General features: G+C 62.0%; 13 protein-coding genes and 1 tRNA gene. 9 read left to right on the top strand and 5 right to left on the bottom strand.

Annotated features, from left to right (window positions below):
* Window positions 1-68 precede the first annotated feature (68 nt).
* The gene (locus Q4G20_RS00680; RefSeq protein WP_303341113.1) at window positions 69-1,253 is read right to left on the bottom strand and encodes an ABC transporter substrate-binding protein; all 1,185 of its coding nucleotides are present in this window, start codon (window positions 1,251-1,253) and stop codon (window positions 69-71) included.
* Between the two features lie 209 nt (window positions 1,254-1,462).
* Window positions 1,463-2,815 (bottom strand): proline--tRNA ligase, encoded by a 1,353-nt coding sequence (proS, locus tag Q4G20_RS00675; protein ID WP_303341112.1) that lies wholly within the window; start codon window positions 2,813-2,815, stop codon window positions 1,463-1,465.
* A gap of 123 nt (window positions 2,816-2,938) precedes the next feature.
* Here proS and Q4G20_RS00670 point away from each other — a divergent pair, with 123 nt between their 5' ends.
* From Q4G20_RS00670 to Q4G20_RS00655, 4 genes are all read left to right on the top strand, one after another.
* Entirely contained in the window at window positions 2,939-4,123 is a 1,185-nt protein-coding gene (locus Q4G20_RS00670) for an AI-2E family transporter (RefSeq protein ID WP_303341111.1), read from the top strand.
* Window positions 4,120-4,821, top strand: coding sequence for a chromosomal replication initiator DnaA (locus tag Q4G20_RS00665; protein ID WP_303341110.1), 702 nt, complete (start codon window positions 4,120-4,122; stop codon window positions 4,819-4,821). Before Q4G20_RS00670 ends, Q4G20_RS00665 begins: the two co-directional genes overlap by 4 nt.
* A 29-nt stretch (window positions 4,822-4,850) precedes the next feature.
* Window positions 4,851-7,016 carry an RNA degradosome polyphosphate kinase gene (locus Q4G20_RS00660; protein WP_303341109.1) on the top strand — a complete coding sequence of 722 codons (2,166 nt, stop codon included), beginning with the start codon at window positions 4,851-4,853 and terminating at the stop codon, window positions 7,014-7,016.
* 64 nt (window positions 7,017-7,080) lie between these two features.
* The gene (locus tag Q4G20_RS00655; RefSeq protein WP_303341107.1) at window positions 7,081-8,610 is read left to right on the top strand and encodes a Ppx/GppA family phosphatase; all 1,530 of its coding nucleotides are present in this window, start codon (window positions 7,081-7,083) and stop codon (window positions 8,608-8,610) included.
* A gap of 5 nt (window positions 8,611-8,615) precedes the next feature.
* Here the strand turns inward: Q4G20_RS00655 and Q4G20_RS00650 are convergent.
* Together Q4G20_RS00650 and Q4G20_RS00645 are read right to left on the bottom strand one after the other, a co-directional pair.
* Window positions 8,616-8,700, bottom strand: a tRNA-Leu gene (locus Q4G20_RS00650).
* A 45-nt stretch (window positions 8,701-8,745) separates the two neighbouring features.
* Entirely contained in the window at window positions 8,746-10,398 is a 1,653-nt protein-coding gene (locus Q4G20_RS00645; RefSeq protein WP_303341105.1) for an NAD(P)H-hydrate epimerase, read from the bottom strand.
* 150 nt (window positions 10,399-10,548) lie between these two features.
* Between Q4G20_RS00645 and Q4G20_RS00640 the strand changes: the two genes are divergently transcribed.
* From Q4G20_RS00640 to Q4G20_RS00620, 5 genes are all read left to right on the top strand, one after another.
* A complete protein-coding gene (locus tag Q4G20_RS00640; protein WP_303341104.1) occupies window positions 10,549-10,887 on the top strand; it encodes a P-II family nitrogen regulator in 339 nt (112 codons plus the stop codon).
* Between the two features lie 53 nt (window positions 10,888-10,940).
* The gene (gene glnA / locus Q4G20_RS00635) at window positions 10,941-12,347 is read left to right on the top strand and encodes a type I glutamate--ammonia ligase (RefSeq protein ID WP_303341102.1); all 1,407 of its coding nucleotides are present in this window, start codon (window positions 10,941-10,943) and stop codon (window positions 12,345-12,347) included.
* Window positions 12,348-12,442: 95 nt separating this feature from the next.
* Entirely contained in the window at window positions 12,443-14,731 is a 2,289-nt protein-coding gene (locus Q4G20_RS00630; RefSeq protein ID WP_303341101.1) for a Tex family protein, read from the top strand.
* Window positions 14,732-14,858: 127 nt separating this feature from the next.
* A complete protein-coding gene (locus Q4G20_RS00625) occupies window positions 14,859-15,953 on the top strand; it encodes a sensor histidine kinase (RefSeq protein ID WP_303341099.1) in 1,095 nt (364 codons plus the stop codon).
* A gap of 10 nt (window positions 15,954-15,963) precedes the next feature.
* On the top strand, window positions 15,964-16,740 hold the full coding sequence (locus Q4G20_RS00620; protein WP_303341097.1) for a transglutaminase family protein: 777 nt from the start codon (window positions 15,964-15,966) through the stop codon (window positions 16,738-16,740).
* Here the strand turns inward: Q4G20_RS00620 and Q4G20_RS00615 are convergent.
* Window positions 16,737-18,221 carry a replicative DNA helicase gene (locus Q4G20_RS00615; RefSeq protein ID WP_303341095.1) on the bottom strand — a complete coding sequence of 495 codons (1,485 nt, stop codon included), beginning with the start codon at window positions 18,219-18,221 and terminating at the stop codon, window positions 16,737-16,739. The two genes, Q4G20_RS00620 and Q4G20_RS00615, sit on opposite strands and share 4 nt — an antisense overlap.
* Between the last annotated feature and the right edge of the window lie 35 nt (window positions 18,222-18,256).

The raw sequence follows: 18,256 nt of genomic DNA, 5'->3' as shown, positions 1-18,256 counted from the left end.
CAAAGCGGTTGTTATTGTTACACAAAACCCGGCGCCGTGGGGCGCCGGGCGGGTCGTGTCAGGTCGGATCAGCGATAGCCGACGACCTCCATCTGGCCGCCGTCGAATTTGACGTGGCGGAAGGTGCCAGCCGATTCACCGGGATCAACCATGGTGACGTTGGTTGCGCCGGCATAGTCAACATCGCCACCGGCATTGATGATTTCCAAAGCCTTGGCCAGTTCGCCGGGCAGAATCACTTCGCCGGGTTCGTTGGCCACATCCATGACAAAGTTTTTGTATTGCGCCGGGTCGCTGGACCCCGCTTTTGCCATGGCCAGCAGCATCAGAGCGGCGGCGTCATATGCCTCGCCCGAGAATGCGCCGGTGCCGTCAAAGCCTGCGGCCTGCGCGATTTCGACGTAACGGGCGTTGCCGTCACCTTCGCCAGCCGGGTTCTGGCCAAAGCTGCCGTCGATTTCGCTGCCGAAATTGTCAACCAGCTGCTGCCCGACCATGCCGTCGGGGAACACAAAGGTTTCAAACGCGCCGGTGTCCAATGCGCCGCGCACAATGCCCGAGCCGCCCTGATCGACGTAACCGGCAACGACCAATGCGTCACCACCCGCAGCGGCCAGAGCCGCGACTTCGGCCGAATAGTCGGCTTTGCCGTCGTCATGCGGGCTGTTGGTGGTGACGGTGCCGCCCTTGGCGCGGAACGCTTCGGCAAAGCTGTCGGCCAGACCTTTGCCATAATCGTTGTTGGTATAGGAAATGGCCACCGATGTGATGCCGTTTTCGGATACGATGTCGGCCATCACTTCGCCCTGACGGGCATCCGACGGCGCGGTGCGGAAGAACAGGCCGTCATCTTCGATCGTGGTCAGCGCCGGTGCGGTCGCCGAGGCCGAGATCATGACAACGCCGTTCGCCTTGGCCACGTTTTCCAGCGAGGCAATGGTTTCACCCGAACACATGCCGCCGATGATGCCTTTGACATGTTCAGCGGTGATCAGGCGTTCGACGGTCGCGGTCGCTGCGGCGGCGTCAATACAGGTCGAATCGCCACGGATCGGCGTGATCGTTGCGCCACCCAGCAGCAGGCCCGAATCGCTGACCTCTTTCATGGCCAGTTCGGCACCCTGCGCCATGGCCGGCGACATGGATTCCAGCGGGCCGGTAAAGCCCAGCGAGATACCGATTTTGATTTCTTCGGCGCCGGCGGCACCCGCCATCAGCGCGCCCACTGCGGACGCGAGAAGCAGTTTTTTCATTATTTACACTCCCAATTGGACCCTGGTCCTGTTCCCTAAGGTAAAAGTTTGATTCCCAAATGGGAAGCATTTAATCGGCAAGAATCTGCCAAGTTTTAGGTCAGATTTGCAGCAATATTTATGCAGTTTCGGCAATTTGACGGCCAGACCATCAAAAACGCCGCAGGAATCCCCCCTGCGGCGTTTCAGTGTTCATGCCAAAAGGCGCGTTATCTGCCCGCGTCCAGAACCGGCTGATAAATCTGCACCAGACGTTCCACGGCATCCGTCGGCGACATTTCGTCGGATTGGCCGGTGCGGCGGTTGGTCAGTTCCACCATGTTATTGGCCAGCCCGCGCGGGCCAACGGTGATCCGCCACGGCAACCCGATCAGGTCCATGGTCGCGAATTTCGCGCCCGCGCGTTCGTCGCGGTCATCATAGAGCGGGTCCAGACCGCGCGCCCGCAATTCGTCATAAAGCGCCTGACACGCGCTGTCGGTGGACGCATCGCCTTGTTTCAGATTGACGATTCCGGCGTGGAAGGGGGTGACACCTTCGGGCCAGATGATGCCTTTGTCGTCGTGGCTGGCCTCGATGATCGCGCCAAGCAGGCGGGACACGCCGATGCCATGCGATCCCATATGGACCGGCACGCGCGACCCGTCCGGGGTCACAACGGTGGCACCCATGGATTCGGAATATTTGGTGCCGAAATAGAAAATCTGGCCAACCTCGATCCCGCGGGCCGACCGGCGGCGTTCCTCGGGGATTTGGTCAAACAGCGCCGGATCATGCGTTTCATCGGTCCGGGCATAGCGGCTGGTGAACTCCTCCAGCACGGCCTGACATTCGGCGGCGTTGTCGTAATCAATGGCGCGATCCCCGAATTTCAGATCGGTGATGTCGCTGTCATAGAACACTTCGGATTCGCCGGTTTCGGCCAGAACCAGAAATTCGTGGGTGTAGTCGCCGCCAATCGGGCCACCATCCGCGCGCATCGGAATCGCCTGCAACCCCATGCGTTCATAGGTCCGCAGATAGCTGACCAGATGCCGGTTATAGGCGTGCAGCGCGTCCTCCATCGTCAGGTCAAAGTTATAGCCGTCTTTCATCAGAAATTCGCGGCCACGCATGACGCCGAACCGGGGGCGCACCTCATCGCGGAATTTCCACTGGATTTGATACAGCGTCAGCGGCAAATCTTTGTAGCTGTTCACATGCGCGCGGAAGATGTCGGTGATCATTTCTTCGTTCGTGGGGCCGAACAGCATGTCGCGGTCGTGACGGTCCTTGATGCGCAGCATTTCCTGACCATAGTCATCATAACGCCCGCTTTCGCGCCACAGATCGGCCGATTGCATCGTGGGCATCAGAACGGGGATGTGACCGGCGCGGGCCTGTTCTTCGTGAACGATCTGTTCGATCCGGCGCAGCACCTTAAGGCCCAGCGGCAGCCAGGAATAAATCCCGGCGGATTGCTGTTTCATCATCCCCGCGCGCAGCATCAGCCGGTGGCTGACGATCTGCGCCTCGGCGGGGTTTTCTTTCAGAACGGGCAGGAAATAGCGTGACAGACGCATGGGGCAGGGCCTTTGTTAATGTGCCCTTGGTTTAGGGCAGGCGGCGCGGCGGGGCAAGGCTTGGCGCTTGCAACCGGGCGCGTTCGTCGCCACAAAGCGGGCAAGGATCAAAGGGGCAAAGCGATGCGTATTCCCATTCGCAAACAGGCTGTGTGGTGGGGCGTTGCGGCGGCGGCGTTTCTGTTGACGCTGTGGCTGTTGGGTCAGGCGGTGTTGCCGTTCATCATCGGCGCGGGCATCGCTTATCTCTTGGACCCGGTGGCCGACCGGCTGGAACGGCTGGGCCTGTCGCGCACCATGGCCGTGGTGCTGATTACGTTTGTGGTCGTGCTGGCCTTTGTCGCGGCGATGCTGCTGGTGGTGCCGCTGCTGGTGCGGCAGGCCACGGCGCTGATCGAAACCGCGCCGCAGATGTTTGAACAGGCGCGGTTGTTTGTCGAAACCCGCTTTCCCGATCTGCTGCCGGATGAGGTCGTGGCCAGCCAGACCATCACCGACATCACCACGGCCCTGCGCGATCAGGCGGGCAATCTGGCGGGCAAAGTGCTGGGGTCGGTGCGCGGCGTTGTGTCCGCGGTCGCGCTGCTGGTGATCGTGCCGGTGGTGGCGTTTTATCTGCTCTTGGATTGGGACAAGCTGATCGCCAGCGTGGATCAGCATTTGCCGCGCGAACACGCCCCCACCATCCGCATTATCGCGGGTGAAATTGACGACGCGCTGTCGGGGTTTCTGCGCGGTCAGGCGGTCGTCATTTTGATTTTGGGAACATGGTATGCGTTCGGGCTGATGCTGGTGGGGCTGCCTTTCGGGTTCTTTATCGGAATCATGGCGGCGGTGCTGTCGTTCATCCCCTATGTCGGGGTGCTGATTGGCGGAGCGACGGCGATCGGTGTGGCGCTGTTCAGTTTCTGGGGCGCGCCGATCTGGATTGGCGCGGTCATCGTCATTTTCGCCATCGGGCAGGTGGTCGAAGGCAATTATCTGCAACCCAAAATCGTGGGCGCGCATGTCGGGCTGCATCCGGTCTGGCTGTTGCTGGCGCTGTCGGTCTTTGGGTCGCTGTTTGGGTTTGTGGGTCTGGTTCTGGCGGTGCCGATGGCGGCGGCTTTGGGCGTGTTGGTGCGGTTCCTGATGGCGCGGTATCGGCAGAGCGCGCTCTATACCGGGCAGGGCGAACCCCAGGAACCCGCGCAGCCCCTGCTGGTCGAGGTGGTGCCGCGCGGCACCGTGGAACGCGATCTGGAACGCGCGCGCCGCAACGCCCAGAATCTGCGCGCGGCCCAAGAGATCGCGCAGGGCCGGGAATGAGCTTGCCCTTATCGCGTCAACTGACGCTGGACCTGACCACGCCGCCCGCCCATGCGCGCGCCGATTTCCTGCCCGCGGCGGCGAATGTGGATGCCTTGGCGATGCTGGACCGTCCGCAGGACTGGCCGCAGGGGCGGTTGCTGCTGGTCGGTCCCGAAGGGTCGGGCAAAACCCATCTGGCCGCGTTCTGGGCCGCTGAAAACGGCGCGCGCCGGGTCAGCGCGGCGTCTCTGCGTCCCGATATGGCCGATCATCTGGCGACCCAAGGCGGCGCCGTGGTGGTCGAAGATGCCGACCATGCCGGTCACGCCGCCGGTGCGGAACAGGCGCTGTTTCACCTGTGGAATCTGTGCGGACCGCGCGACTGTCTGTTGCTGCTGACCGCGCGCACTGCGCCGCGCGATTGGGGGCTGGTGCTGCCCGATCTGCGGTCGCGCATGGACGCCATGCCGCAGATGCGCCTGTTGCCGCCCGATGAAACGCTGTTGGCGGCGGTTCTGGTGAAACTGTTTGCCGACCGTCAGTTAACGGTGCCTGCGGGGCTGATCGACTGGCTGGTGCTGCGCATGGATCGCGATCTGGGGCTGGCGCGGCGTCTGGTGGCGGCCATGGACCGCGCCGCCATGGCCGACAAAAGCCCGATCACACGCCGTATCGCCGCCGATCTGCTGGACAAACTGCAACCAAATTTGGCATGATCCGCGCGTAATTGCGTTTCTTGGATACCATGACTCAGGCTGACTTTCTTAAACATCCGTTCCCCGAACCCAAAGATTTGCCGGATGGTCCTCCGGTCGGGGGGGCGCGCTATTTTAACCGTGAATTGTCGTGGCTGTCCTTTAACTGGCGCGTTCTGGACGAGGCGCGCAACCCCCGCGTGCCGTTGCTGGAACGGCTGCGCTTTGTGTCGATCAGCGCCACCAATCTGGATGAATTTTATACCGTCCGCGTGGCGGGTCTGCGTGAATTGGTGCGCGAAGGCGTGACCGCTCCGTCCGGCGACGGGCTGGCCCCGGATGAACAGCTGACGCTGATCAACGCCGATGCGCGCCGTCTGATGGGCGCGCAACAGGCCGTGTGGAACCGCATCCGCCGCGAAATGGAACAGGCGGGGATCGTCATTCTGTCCCGTCAGCGCCTGACCCGCGCCGAAGAAGAATATCTGCGCGATTATTTCGAAACCAAGGTGTTTCCGGTCCTGTCGCCTCTGGCCATCGACCCGGCGCATCCGTTCCCGTTCATCCCGAATACGGGCTTCTGTCTGGCACTGGAACTGTCGCGCGAAAGCGATGCCCAGAAAATGCAGGCGCTGTTGCCGATCCCGGCGCAGTTGAACCGATTCATCGCGCTGCCCGGAGGCGACCGTTTCCTGCGGCTGGAAGATTTGCTGCTGATGCATCTGTCCAGCCTGTTCCCCGGCTATCGCAGCACCGGGCATTGCGCGTTCCGCGTTCTGCGCGACAGCGACCTGGAGGTCGAGGAAGAGGCCGAAGATCTGGTCCGCGAATTTGAAACCGCGCTGAAACGCCGCCGCCGTGGCAGCGTGATCCGGTTGAAAATCACCGCAGGCGCCCCCGACCGCCTGCGCAGCGTCATCATGGACGAACTGGATGTCGGCCCCGATGAGGTGATCGAGGTCGAAGGTCTGCTGGGTGTCGCCGACCTGAAAGAACTGGTGCTGGACAGCCGCCGTGAACTGTTGTGGCCGTCCTTTACGCCGCGCGTTCCCGAACGGGTGCAGGATCACCACGGCGATATGTTCGCCGCGATCCGGCAAAAAGACATGCTGCTGCACCACCCCTATGAAACCTTTGATATGGTTGTGCGATTCCTGCATCAGGCCGCGCGTGATCCCGATGTTCTGGCAATCAAACAAACGCTGTATCGCACCAGCCGCGACAGCCCGATCGTGGACGCCCTGTGCGAAGCGGCCGAGGCGGGGAAATCCGTCACCGCGCTTGTCGAACTGAAGGCGCGGTTCGATGAGGCCGCGAATATCCGCCAGTCCCGCCGTCTGGAACGGTCGGGCGCGCATGTGGTTTACGGGTTCGTCAATTACAAAACCCACGCCAAAATCAGCACCGTGGTGCGCCGCGAAGGCGACAATCTGGTCACTTATACCCATTACGGCACGGGCAATTATCACCCGATCACAGCGCGGATTTACACTGATTTGTCGCTGTTCACCTGTGACGCCGCGCTGGGCCGCGACGCGACCAAGGTGTTCAATTATCTGTCGGGCTATGTGCAGCCGGTGGGCTTGGAAAATCTGGCGATCAGCCCGATCAATATGAAATCCAGCCTGATCGACATGATCCGCCGCGAAGCCGAATTCGCACGTCAGGGTCGCCCCGCTGAGATTTGGGCAAAAATGAATTCGCTGATCGAAGGCGAGGTGATTGACGCCCTCTATGACGCAAGTGCGGCGGGCGTGAAAATCAGTCTGGTTGTGCGCGGCATCTGCGGCATCCGCCCCGGCATCCGGGGGCTGTCGGAAAATATCCGCGTGAAATCCATCGTCGGGCGGTATCTGGAACATTCGCGAATCGTGTGTTTCGGCAATGGCCACGGCCTGCCGTCGAAAAAGGCGCGGGTGTTTATCAGCTCGGCCGATTGGATGGACCGCAACCTGAACCGCCGCGTCGAAACGCTGGTCGAATGTGTGAACGACACGGTTAAGGCGCAGATCGTCAGCCAGATCATGGCCGCCAACATGGCCGATGAGGCGCAAAGCTGGCTGCTGCAACCCGATGGCCGATTCGTCCGTTACCTGCCCGAAGGCCGCGATGACCTGTTCAACTGTCACCGCTTTTTCATGGATAACCCGTCGTTATCGGGCCGTGGAACCGCAGGCGCGCGCGACGTTCCGGCCCTGACGCATCAGACGGAATAAAGCGCGGTTGACCTGCGGGGCAGCTTTGGGTCAGAACACGCAAGCGTGAAGAATGGGGGGCGCCATGAAGGGCCTGACAACAACAACCGGCAAAAAAGTCGAAGCCTTCGGCAGCAAATTCCACAAATTGCCCAAACGCGCCCTGTCGCGCGTGGGGGTTGTGGATGTGGGGTCGAACTCGATCCGGTTGGTGGTGTTTGACGGCGCGGCGCGGTCGCCCGCCTATTTTTATAACGAAAAGGTCATGGCCGGTCTGGGGCAGGATATGGCCCGCACCGGTCGGCTGAACCCCGCAGGCGTTGAACGCGGCTTTGCGGCGCTGTCGCGATTCGCGGCCCTTGCGCGCGGGATGGATATTGAACCGCTGACCTGCGTGGCGACGGCGGCTGTTCGTGACGCCGAAGACGGCCCCGAATTTCAGGCCCGTGTCGAACGCGAAACCGGGCTAAAGCTGTGGGTCATCGACGGCCCCGAAGAGGCGCGCCTGTCCGCCCAAGGCGTGCTGCTGGGCTGGCCCGAGGCGCGCGGTCTGGTCTGCGACATTGGCGGCAACTCGATGGAGCTGGCGGAGCTGGCCGATGGCCGCGTGGGCCGCTGCACCACGTCGCAATTGGGACCGTTCCGGCTGCAAATGGTTGCCGATGAAAAAGGCGGGCTGAAGAAACACATCCGCAAAACGGTTGAAGGGCTGGCCGCCGAAATGGGGACCAAGCATGACCAGATCTATCTGGTCGGCGGGTCGTGGCGGGCCTTTGCTCGGCTGGATATGGAACGGCGCGGCTATCCCATGACGGTGCTGCACGAATACCGCATGACGCCCGACGATATTCGCCAGACGGTTGAATGGATTGGCAAAAACGACGCCAGCGATCTGCGCAGCCGCAGCGGCGTGTCGTCGTCGCGCATGGACCTGATCCCGCTGGCGATGCAGGTTCTGGCGCAGATGGTCGAAACATTCACGCCACAATTTTTGTCGGTGTCCAGCTATGGCATCCGCGAAGGGCTGCTGTATGAACATATGTCGCACAGCCTGCGCAAACGCGACCCGCTGATCGAAGCCGCGCGTTTCACCGAACGGCAGATGTCGCGGATGCCGGGTTTTGGCAAAAAGCTGTGTCAGTTTCTGACGCCTCTGTTCCCCGGCACCGGTCCCGAACGTCAGCGCCTGATCGAAGCGGCCTGCCTGCTGCACGACACCGCATGGCGCGCGCATCCCGATTACCGCGCCGAGGCTGTGTTTGATAAGGTCACCCGCGCCAATATGGCCGCGCTGTCGCATCCCGAACGGGTGTTTCTGGGGCTGGCGCTGCTGCATCGTTACCGCAACAGCCGCGCCAATTCGCCCATGGCCTCCCTGTTCGACCTGCTGACCGCGGATGAGATTCGCGATGCGGAAATTCTGGGCAAAGCCATGCGGTTCGGCGCCATGTTCGCGATCGAAGACCCCGCCGACGCCGCCGAGCTGGTCTATGAACCCGGCAAACGTCTGGAACTGCGCCTGACCCCAACCGGCCGCGCGCTGATGGGTGAGGTGGCGATGAACCGGTTCCGGTCGCTGTGCGGCTCGCTCAGCGTCACGCCCGAGGTCAGTTAAGGGATTGGTGCGGGTGGAGGGACTTGAACCCCCACGCCTTGCGGCGCCAGAACCTAAATCTGGTGCGTCTGCCAATTTCGCCACACCCGCAACGTCGCGCGTCTTAGCAAACCGTTTTGCCGGGTGCAAAGGGTATTACGCGCTGAAATCACGAAAGACGCCGGGGATTTGGTCGGGCAGGTCATCCGCGATCAGGCCGGGGCCAAACCGGCGCGCGGCGGCGCCGTGGATTTGAACCCCTGTTTTGGCGGCGGCGGACGGCATTAATCGGCGCGCCATCAGGCCGGTGATGATCCCGGCCAACACGTCGCCCGACCCGGCGGTCGCCAGCCACGGCACGTCAAAGGCCGAATGGATGGTAACGTGGTAACCCGTTGCAATGACCGTATCAGCGCCTTTCAAAACCACCACAGCCCCGCATCGCGCCGCCGCATCCCGCGCGGCGTCCAGTTTGGAATAGGCGGGGCCGGTTTCCCGTTCCATGGCGTCGCGATAGGCTTGCGATGCGGCCATGGCGGCCTGCCAATGGGTCGGGTCTTGGGTCCGTTTTCCGGGCCGCGGCGGTCCCTGCCAGCGTTCCGCCAGATCGGGAAAGGCGCGCGCAAATTCGCCCGCATGGGGGGTTAGCACACAATCGCCGTGCAGGGGCAGGCCGCTGTCCGCCCATGCGGTGATCGCGTCGGCATCCAGAACCAGCGGGCGTTTGCTGGCCAAGGCCACCGGCAACAGCGCCGCCGCGCGATCCACCCCGCAACCGGGGCCAAGGCAAATCGCGCTGACCCGTTCATCCGCCATCAACTCGGCAAAGGCATCCGCATCATCCACCCCGCGCCGCATCAGCGCATCCGGCCCGCCCGCGTCCATCAGGGCCGAACGGGGCGGGGCCAGCGTCACCAGACCCGCGCCAATCCGCAGCGCCCCCCGCGCCGCCAATCGTGCCGCACCGCCACGCGCCACGCCACCCGACACGATCACCGCATGACCATGGGTGTATTTATGCCCCTGTTCGTCATGTTTTGTTAACCACGCGGCGCGCTTTTCCGGGGTCGTCGTATATCGCCGCGTGTCCGGAATGTTAAAATCAGGCCAGTTTGCGGTGATGCTGGGCCGCGTTTTGGCCCGCCACGATTCCAGCCCAATATCGGCAACCACCAATTCGCCGCAGAGATCAGGCCCCATTCCGATCAGATGCCCCGGTTTCGGGCTGTCGAACGTCACCGTCAGCCGCACATATGGGTCATAATCGCTGCTGCGGTGCTGACCCAGCAACCGCCCGCTGTCCAGACACAGGCCGCTGGGTCCATCGACCGCCACCACACGCGGGCCAAAATATCCGCTATCGCCGCCGGACCCGCCGATGTAACGCATGATGTCGCCAATCTCACCGTCCAGCGGGCGCGTCAGGCCGGTGCCAAAAACCGCATCGACAAACAGGTCGCACGTCCCAATTCGGTAGAATGTCGGATAATCCAGCGACCCGACCGGCCCGGTCCACTTCGCCCGCATCGCCGCCGCATCCGGGCTGACCGTCGGCACGCCCAGCACGATCACGTCCCACCCCGCCCGCGCCAGAAGCCGCGCGATCACATAACCGTCGCCGCCATTATGCCCCGGCCCGCACAGCACGCAGGCGCGCCCCGGCTGCGGCCAGCGTTTTTCAATCTCGACAAAAACGGCGGCGCCCGCGCGTTCCATCAAGCCCGCCGCCGTGACCGTGCCGCTGTCAATCGCGGCGGATTCGATGGCCCGCATTTCGGCCGAGGTCAGGATTTGGGTGCCGTCGATCATCGCGCTGCCTATTCTTTACGCATGTTGCGTAAAATTTGTGCAAAACCCCGGCTTTTCATCGATCTGCCGCCATTTCCCACGCATCCTTGTTTACCCCGCAAACTAATCACGCCACCCATAACCCAGACAAGTTAATCAAAGGTTGGCGCGATGAAAAAAATCGAGGCGATCATCAAACCGTTCAAACTGGACGACGTCAAAGAGGCCCTGCAAGAGGTCGGCGTCCAAGGTCTGTCCGTGACCGAGGTGAAGGGCTTTGGCCGTCAAAAAGGGCATACTGAACTGTATCGCGGGGCGGAATATGTCGTTGATTTCCTGCCCAAAGTGAAAATCGAAATGGTGTTGCCCGATGATCTGGTCGATACCGCCGTCGAGGCCATCATCAGCGCCGCCCGCACCGAAAAAATCGGCGACGGCAAGATCTTTGTGATGCCGGTCGAACAGGCCATCCGCATCCGCACCGGCGAAACCGGCGACGACGCCGTGTGACGTTAACGAAATATCCATCATTCCCGCGTAATCAGACCGCAGAAAGGGACGACATGACCGCCGCAGACGTGTTAAAAATGATCGAAGAACAGGACATCGCCTATGTCGATGTGCGCTTTACCGATCCCAAGGGGAAATTGCAGCATGTGACGCTGGACCGTGATCTGGTGGACGAAGACCTGTTCGAAGAAGGCTTTATGTTCGACGGCAGTTCAATCGCCGGCTGGAAATCCATTGACCAGTCCGACATGAAGCTGATGCTGGACCCGGCTTCGGTCTATATCGACCCGTTTTATGCCGAAAAAACCCTGTGTATTCATTGCAATGTCGCGGAACCCGACACGGGCGAAGCCTACAGCCGCGACCCCCGCGGCACCGCGCTGAAGGCCGAAGCCTATCTGAAATCCACGGGCATCGGTGACACGGCGTTCTTTGGTCCCGAAGCTGAATTTTTCATGTTCGACGATGTGCGGTATTCGGTCACCCCGCAAAAAGTGTCGTATCAGGTCGATGCCTCGGACGCGGCGTGGAACACCGATACCGAATATGAAATGGGCAATCAGGCGCATCGCGCGCCGTTGAAGGGCGGCTATTTCCCGGTCAACCCGATTGATGCCGGTCAGGACATCCGCAGCGAAATGCTGTCCACGATGAAACGCATGGGCATGAAGGTGGACAAACACCACCACGAAGTTGCGACCGGCCAGCACGAACTGGGCCTGATTTTTGGCGGTCTGACCGAACAGGCTGACAACATTCAGAAATACAAATACGTCATCCACAACGTCGCCCACGCCTATGGCAAGACCGTGACGTTCATGCCCAAGCCGATCAAAGGCGATAACGGGTCGGGGATGCACGTTAATATGTCGATCTGGAAAAACGGCAAGCCATTGTTTGCAGGCGATAAATACGCCGACCTGTCGCAAGAGGCGCTGTGGTTCATCGGCGGCATCCTGAAACATGCCAAGGCGCTGAACGCGCTGACCAACCCGTCCACCAACAGCTATAAACGCCTGATTCCGGGGTTCGAGGCGCCGGTGCTGCGCGCCTATTCCGCGCGCAACCGCTCGGGCTGTGTCCGTATTCCGTGGACCGAATCGCCCAAGGCAAAACGGGTCGAGGCGCGTTTCCCCGATCCCGCGGCCAACCCCTATCTGGCCTTTGCGGCGCTGCTGATGGCGGGCTTGGACGGCATCAAGAACAAAATTGATCCCGGCCCGGCATCGGATAAGGATCTGTATGATCTGCCGCCCGAAGAACTGGCCGAAATCCCGACCGTTTGCGGTTCGCTGCGCGAAGCGCTTGAGGAACTGGAAAAGGATATGGATTTCCTGCTGGCGGGCGATGTCTTTACCCGCGATCAGCTGGAATCCTTCATCGCGCTGAAATGGGAAGAGGTGTATGCCTTTGAACACACCCCGCATCCCATTGAATACGCACTGTATTACAGCTGCTAACCAAATCGGGGCGCCCCAGCCGGGCGCCCCTTTGTCGCTTGGCGCGGGCGGGATAACGCGCTATGACGGCGCCCCGTTTGCACGAAAGGTCACGCATGGACGCCGCCCGTATTGCCCGCCAGATCGCCTCTGAAATCTCTGCCAGCCCGGCGCAGGTGAACGCTGCCGCGGAATTGCTGGACGGCGGCGCGACGGTGCCATTTGTCGCCCGTTATCGCAAAGAGGTGACGGGGGGGCTGGACGACACGCAATTGCGGATGCTGGCCGAACGGCTGACCTATCTGCGCGAGATGGAAACCCGGCGCGCGGCGATTTTGGCCAGCATCACCGAACAGGGCAAACTGACCGATGATCTGGCCCGCGCCATTGCGCAGGCCGACACGAAAGCCACGCTGGAAGATATTTACCTGCCCTTCAAACCCAAGCGCCGCACCCGCGCGATGATTGCGCGCGAAAACGGGCTGGAACCGCTGTTGCGTGCAATTCAGGCCGATGGCGCGGCGGACCCGGCGGGGCTGGCTGCGGGATACATCACCGAAAACGTGGCGACGGTAAAGGACGCCTTGGACGGCGCGCGCGATATTCTGGTCGAAGAACTGTCGGAAAATGCGGGCGTTTTGGGCGCTTTGCGTGACTTCATGCGCCGCGATGCCTTCATCGCCGCCCGCGTGATTGCGGGCAAGGAACAGGACGGCGCGAAATTCAGCGATTATTTCGATCACCGCGAAAAATGGGCCGATATTCCGTCGCATCGCGCGCTTGCCATCCTGCGCGCCGCAAAAGAAGACATCGTGACCATCGACATCTCCCCCGATCCCGACACCGGCACCGCCCGCGCCGAAGGCATCGTGACCCAAGCGTTAGGACCGCGCGGGCAGGGCGCGGGGGATCAGTGGCTGCGTCAGGTCGCGGGCTGGACCTGGCGGGTGCGGCTGTCGAACACGATGTATATCGACCTGCTGACCGAACTTCGCAAACGCGCCCATGATGAGGCGATCCGCGTATTCGCCCGCAATCTGCGCGATTTGCTGCTGGCGGCACCGGCTGGCCCGCGCGCCACGATCGGGCTGGACCCCGGCATCCGAACGGGTGTCAAACTGGCCGTGGTGGACAGCACCGGCAAATTGCTGGACACCGCGACGCTGTATCCGTTCCAGCCGAAAAACGACCTGACCGGGGCCAGTGCCGCGCTGCTGGCGATGATCGCGCGGCATAATGTGGACCTGATCGCGATTGGCAACGGCACCGCCAGCCGTGAAACCGAACGGCTGGTCGCGGATGTTCTGCGCGTGATCCCCAAGGGGACGAAAGCCCCCGTCAAGGTCATCGTGTCCGAGGCGGGCGCGTCGGTTTATTCCGCATCCGAACTGGCCGCGCGCGAATTTCCCGATCTGGATGTGTCGCTGCGCGGGGCGGTGTCGATTGCGCGGCGGTTGCAGGATCCTCTGGCCGAATTGGTCAAGGTGCCGCCGCAATCCATCGGCGTGGGCCAGTATCAACATGACGTGGATCAACGCCAGCTTGCCAAAACACTGGAAGCTGTGGTCGAAGACGCTGTGAACGCGGTCGGCGTTGACCTGAACACCGCATCCGCGCCTCTGCTGGCGCATGTTGCCGGGCTGGGGCCGTCGCTGGCGCAGGCGATTGTGGCGCATCGGGACGCGAACGGGGCCTTTGCCTCGCGCGCGGCGCTGAAAAAGGTGACGGGGCTGGGGCCGCGCGCCTTTGAACAATGCGCGGGGTTCTTGCGCATCCGCGACGGGGCCGAACCGCTGGACGCATCCGCCGTTCACCCCGAAGCTTACGGCGTGGCGCGCCGGATCGTCGATGCCTGCGGGCGCGATCTGCGGGCGCTGATGGGCGACGGCGCGGCCCTGAAACGCCTGCGGGCCGAAGATTTCGTCGATGATCATTTCGGCCTGCCCACCGTGCGCGACATTCTGGCGGAACTGGAAAAACCCGGCCGTGACCCGCGCCCCGGCTTTGTGACCGCCAGTTTCACGGATGGGGTCGAGGACATCAAAGACCTGCGCCCCGGCATGATGTTGGAAGGCACGGTGACCAATGTCGCGGCTTTTGGCGCCTTTGTCGATATTGGCGTGCATCAGGACGGGTTGGTCCATGTCAGCCAACTGGCCGACCGTTTCGTCAAAGACCCGCACGAAATCGTCAAGGCCGGCGATGTGGTCAAGGTCCGCGTGACCGAAATTGACGTGCCGCGCAAACGCATCGGGCTGTCGATGCGCAAAGACGGCGCGGCGACACCCCCGCGCGGCGACAAACCGGCGGCTAAGGTCGCGCGCGGCGCACAGGCCAAACCACAGGGCGCGTCATCGCAGGGCGCATTTGGCGCGGCCTTGGCCGATGCGCTGCGCAGACGATGACGGGTTTACCATGGGTCATATCACGCGGAATTGATCTTTGTTTTTCAAGGGCTTTATTGGTTGACAGCACGGTCACTGATCTGCGACCAGTTCGCGCAGATTTTCACACTTTGGTCAGGGTGGTGTCGTGATCCCATCAGTTGATATGGATGTGCAATCGTATGGCTGCGTGATGCAGGATGACACCGGGCTGGCGCAATCGCTGCTGGACAGTTCCCCGGACTGCATCAAGGTCGTAAATCGCGCGGGCGAGGTCGTCTATATGAACCGCAACGGGCTGCGGATCATGCAGATTGACGACCCGGCCAATATCATCGGGCAGCCGTGGCATTCGGTCTGGCCGCGTGAAAGCGCGGGGCAGGTGCGCGATGCCGTGGCGCAGGCTCTGAACGGCGATGTCTGCCGGTTCGAGGCGTTTTGCCCCACCGCCGCAGGCACGCCCCGGTGGTGGTCCGTGACCGTCGCCCCGGTTTTTGCCGCCGATGGCACGGTGCGCGTCGTTCTGGCCACATCGCGCGACATCACCGAGGCCGTAGAGACCCGCCGCCTGTTAGAAATGCGTGCCGTGAACATGGCGGCCGAGGTCGGGCGTCTGGACGATACGCTGGAACAAAAGCGTATCCTGATGGGAGAGATGGATCATCGGGTCAAAAACAGTCTGGCCTCGGTCGTGGCGCTGTTGCGGTTGCAGGCGCGGTTTTACGCAGACAGCCCGGCGGCGGATCTGTTGCAGGCGGCGGCCCGGCGGGTGCAGACGCTGGGGCGGGTGCATGATCAATTGCATCTGGACCCGGAATCGGGCAGCGTGGTGTTGCAGGATTACATCGGCGTGCTGGTGTCGGATTTGGCGGATGGGGCCGCGGGGCAGATCACGCAATCGGATATGCCGGACGAACCGATCCGGGTGAAACCGACGCAGGCGGCGGCTTTGGGGCAGGTGCTGGCCGAATTGGTGGCGAATGCGATCAAACATGCGGGCGGCGACCGCGCGCCCCGGATTGCCGTTGGATTCACCTGTGGCGAAGATTGCACCACGCTGCATCTGACGGTTGACGACGATGGCCCCGGATTGGCCGAAGGGTTCGATCCCGGCAATGGCACCGGGCTGGGGATGCAGATTTGCGCGGTCTATGCTGAACAACTGGGCGGCGTGATGGAACACGGGCCATCACCGCTGGGGGGCGCGCGGTTCGCGGTCTCGGCCATGCTGGAACCCGTCTGAGGGGGCGCAGATGAAGATGCAGATTCAGGTCCGGCTGGATTATCGCCTGAACCAGCCGGGGGCGGCGATTGTGGTTGTGCAGGCCGCCGATTGCGACGGCCAGATCGTGCAGGATGCGCAAATTCATCTGGGCGACGGCGACCATTTCGCGCGCATCGCCGCCGATGACGGGATCGGGGAACGGCTGGTGCTGCACGCGCGCGACCGGCTGACCTGCGATTACAACGCGATCGTGACCGTGACCCGCCCGCGGCCCGATTGGGACCAGTTGGCTGCGGTTGATGTCGAACATCTGCCGGGCGAGGCGCTGCGCTATCTGCTGTCGTCGCGCTATTGCTATGCGGAACGGCTGGCGCATTTTGTGGCGTCTCGGTTCGGGCATCTGGCGGGCGGGGCTAAGGTCGCGGCGATGCGCGACTGGGTGGAACACAGTTTGGATTACGTCCCCGGTGCCAGCAATGCCGACACGACCGCGATTGATACCTTTGTGGACCGGCGCGGCGTGTGCCGCGATTACGCGCATCTGCTTATCACGATGTGCCGCGCGGCGCAGATCCCGGCGCGGTTCGCCGCCGTGTATTCGCCCCATGTGAAACCGCAGGATTTTCATGCGGTTGCGCAGATTTATCTGGACGGCGCATGGCATCTGGCCGACCCCACCGGCATGGCGCAGGCCGATGACATGGCGATTATCGCCGTGGGCCGCGACGCGACCGATGTGGCCTTCTTAACCACGATGACGGATGCCGAGTTCTGCGAATTGCGCGTCGAGGTGACGCCCGCTTAATCCCATTGCTGCGATTGGCGATCCTTGGCCAGATTGCCGAAGCGGGTAAACTGGCCTTCAAACGACAATTCGACGGTGCCGATGGGACCGTGGCGCTGCTTGCCCAGGATCACCTCGGCTTTGCCGTGGCAGGCCTCCATCACCTGTTGCCATGCGGCCATTTTGTCCAGTTCGTGATCGGCGGGCTTTTCGCGTTCGCGGTAATATTCTTCGCGGAACACGAACATCACAATGTCGGCGTCCTGTTCGATCGACCCCGATTCCCGCAGGTCGGACAGTTGCGGGCGTTTGTCGTCGCGGTTTTCGACCTGACGCGACAACTGCGACAGAGCGATGACGGGGATGTTCAGTTCCTTGGCGACGGCCTTCAGCCCCTGCGTGATTTCGCTGACTTCGTTCACGCGGCTGTCTTTGGCGGATGCGGCCTTGAGCAGTTGCAGATAGTCCACCATCAGCACGTCCAGCCCATGCGTGCGTTTCAGTTTCCGCGCCCGCGCCGCCAATTGGTTAATGGGCAGGGCAGGGGTGTCGTCGATATAAAGAGGGCAGTTTTGCAGGGCATGCGCCGCCTCGACAAAGCGGCGGAACTCGGCTTCGTCCATATTGCCGCTGCGGATGCGTTCGGATGGCACTTCGGCGGCTTCGGACAGGATGCGCGCGGCCAATTGTTCGGCGGACATTTCCAGACTGAAAAACCCGACAATCCCGCCGTCAATCGTGCCATGCGTACCATCGGATTTTTCGCCCATCTTATGCGCCTTGGCGACGTTGAACGCGATATTCGTGGCAAGCGATGTTTTCCCCATCGACGGGCGACCGGCCAGAATAATCAGGTCGGAATTGTTCAGACCGCCCATTTTCCCATCCAGATCAATCAGTCCGGTGGAAATTCCCGATAATTTCCCGTCGCGCTGATAGGCGGCATTGGCGGCCTGAACGGCGCCGGTCGCGGCTTTCAGAAAGCTTTGGAAGCCGCGTTCGGCAACGCCCTGTTCGCCCAGCTTATACAGCGTTTGTTCGGCGGCCTTGATCTGTTCTTCGGCGTCGTCGCCCACCTCGACCGTCGATGCGCGGGATGAGATGTCGCGCCCCAGCTGCATCAATTCGCGGCGCAGCGCGAATTCGCGGATCATCTGCGCGTAATCGCGCGCGGCATAGGCCGAAATCGCCGCCCCCGCCATGCGCGACAGATAGGCCGGTCCCCCCAGTTCCCGCAAGCCGTCGTCATGTTCCAAAAACGCCTTGATCGTCACCGGACTGGCAAGAGCATTTTTACGGATGCGTTCGCCGCAAATGTCGAAAATACGGGCATGAACGGGGTGATAGAAATGATCGGATTTGATGATCTGACTGACGCGATCGAACACATCGTTATTTGTCAGCAGCGCGCCCAGCAATTGCTGTTCGGCTTCCAGCGAAAAGGGGATCGTCGCGGTGTCATCCGCATTTTCGCCGGGGGTGATGACGCGCAATCCGGTCATGGGGTGCCTCTCTGCCTGATGGGTCATCTTAGATC

It is taken from the genome of Paracoccus sp. (in: a-proteobacteria), from assembly GCF_030538495.1.
GTDB lineage: Bacteria > Pseudomonadota > Alphaproteobacteria > Rhodobacterales > Rhodobacteraceae > Paracoccus.
The sequence above is the reverse complement of the archived record's forward strand: the minus strand, read 5'-3'. Positions and strand labels throughout refer to the sequence as shown.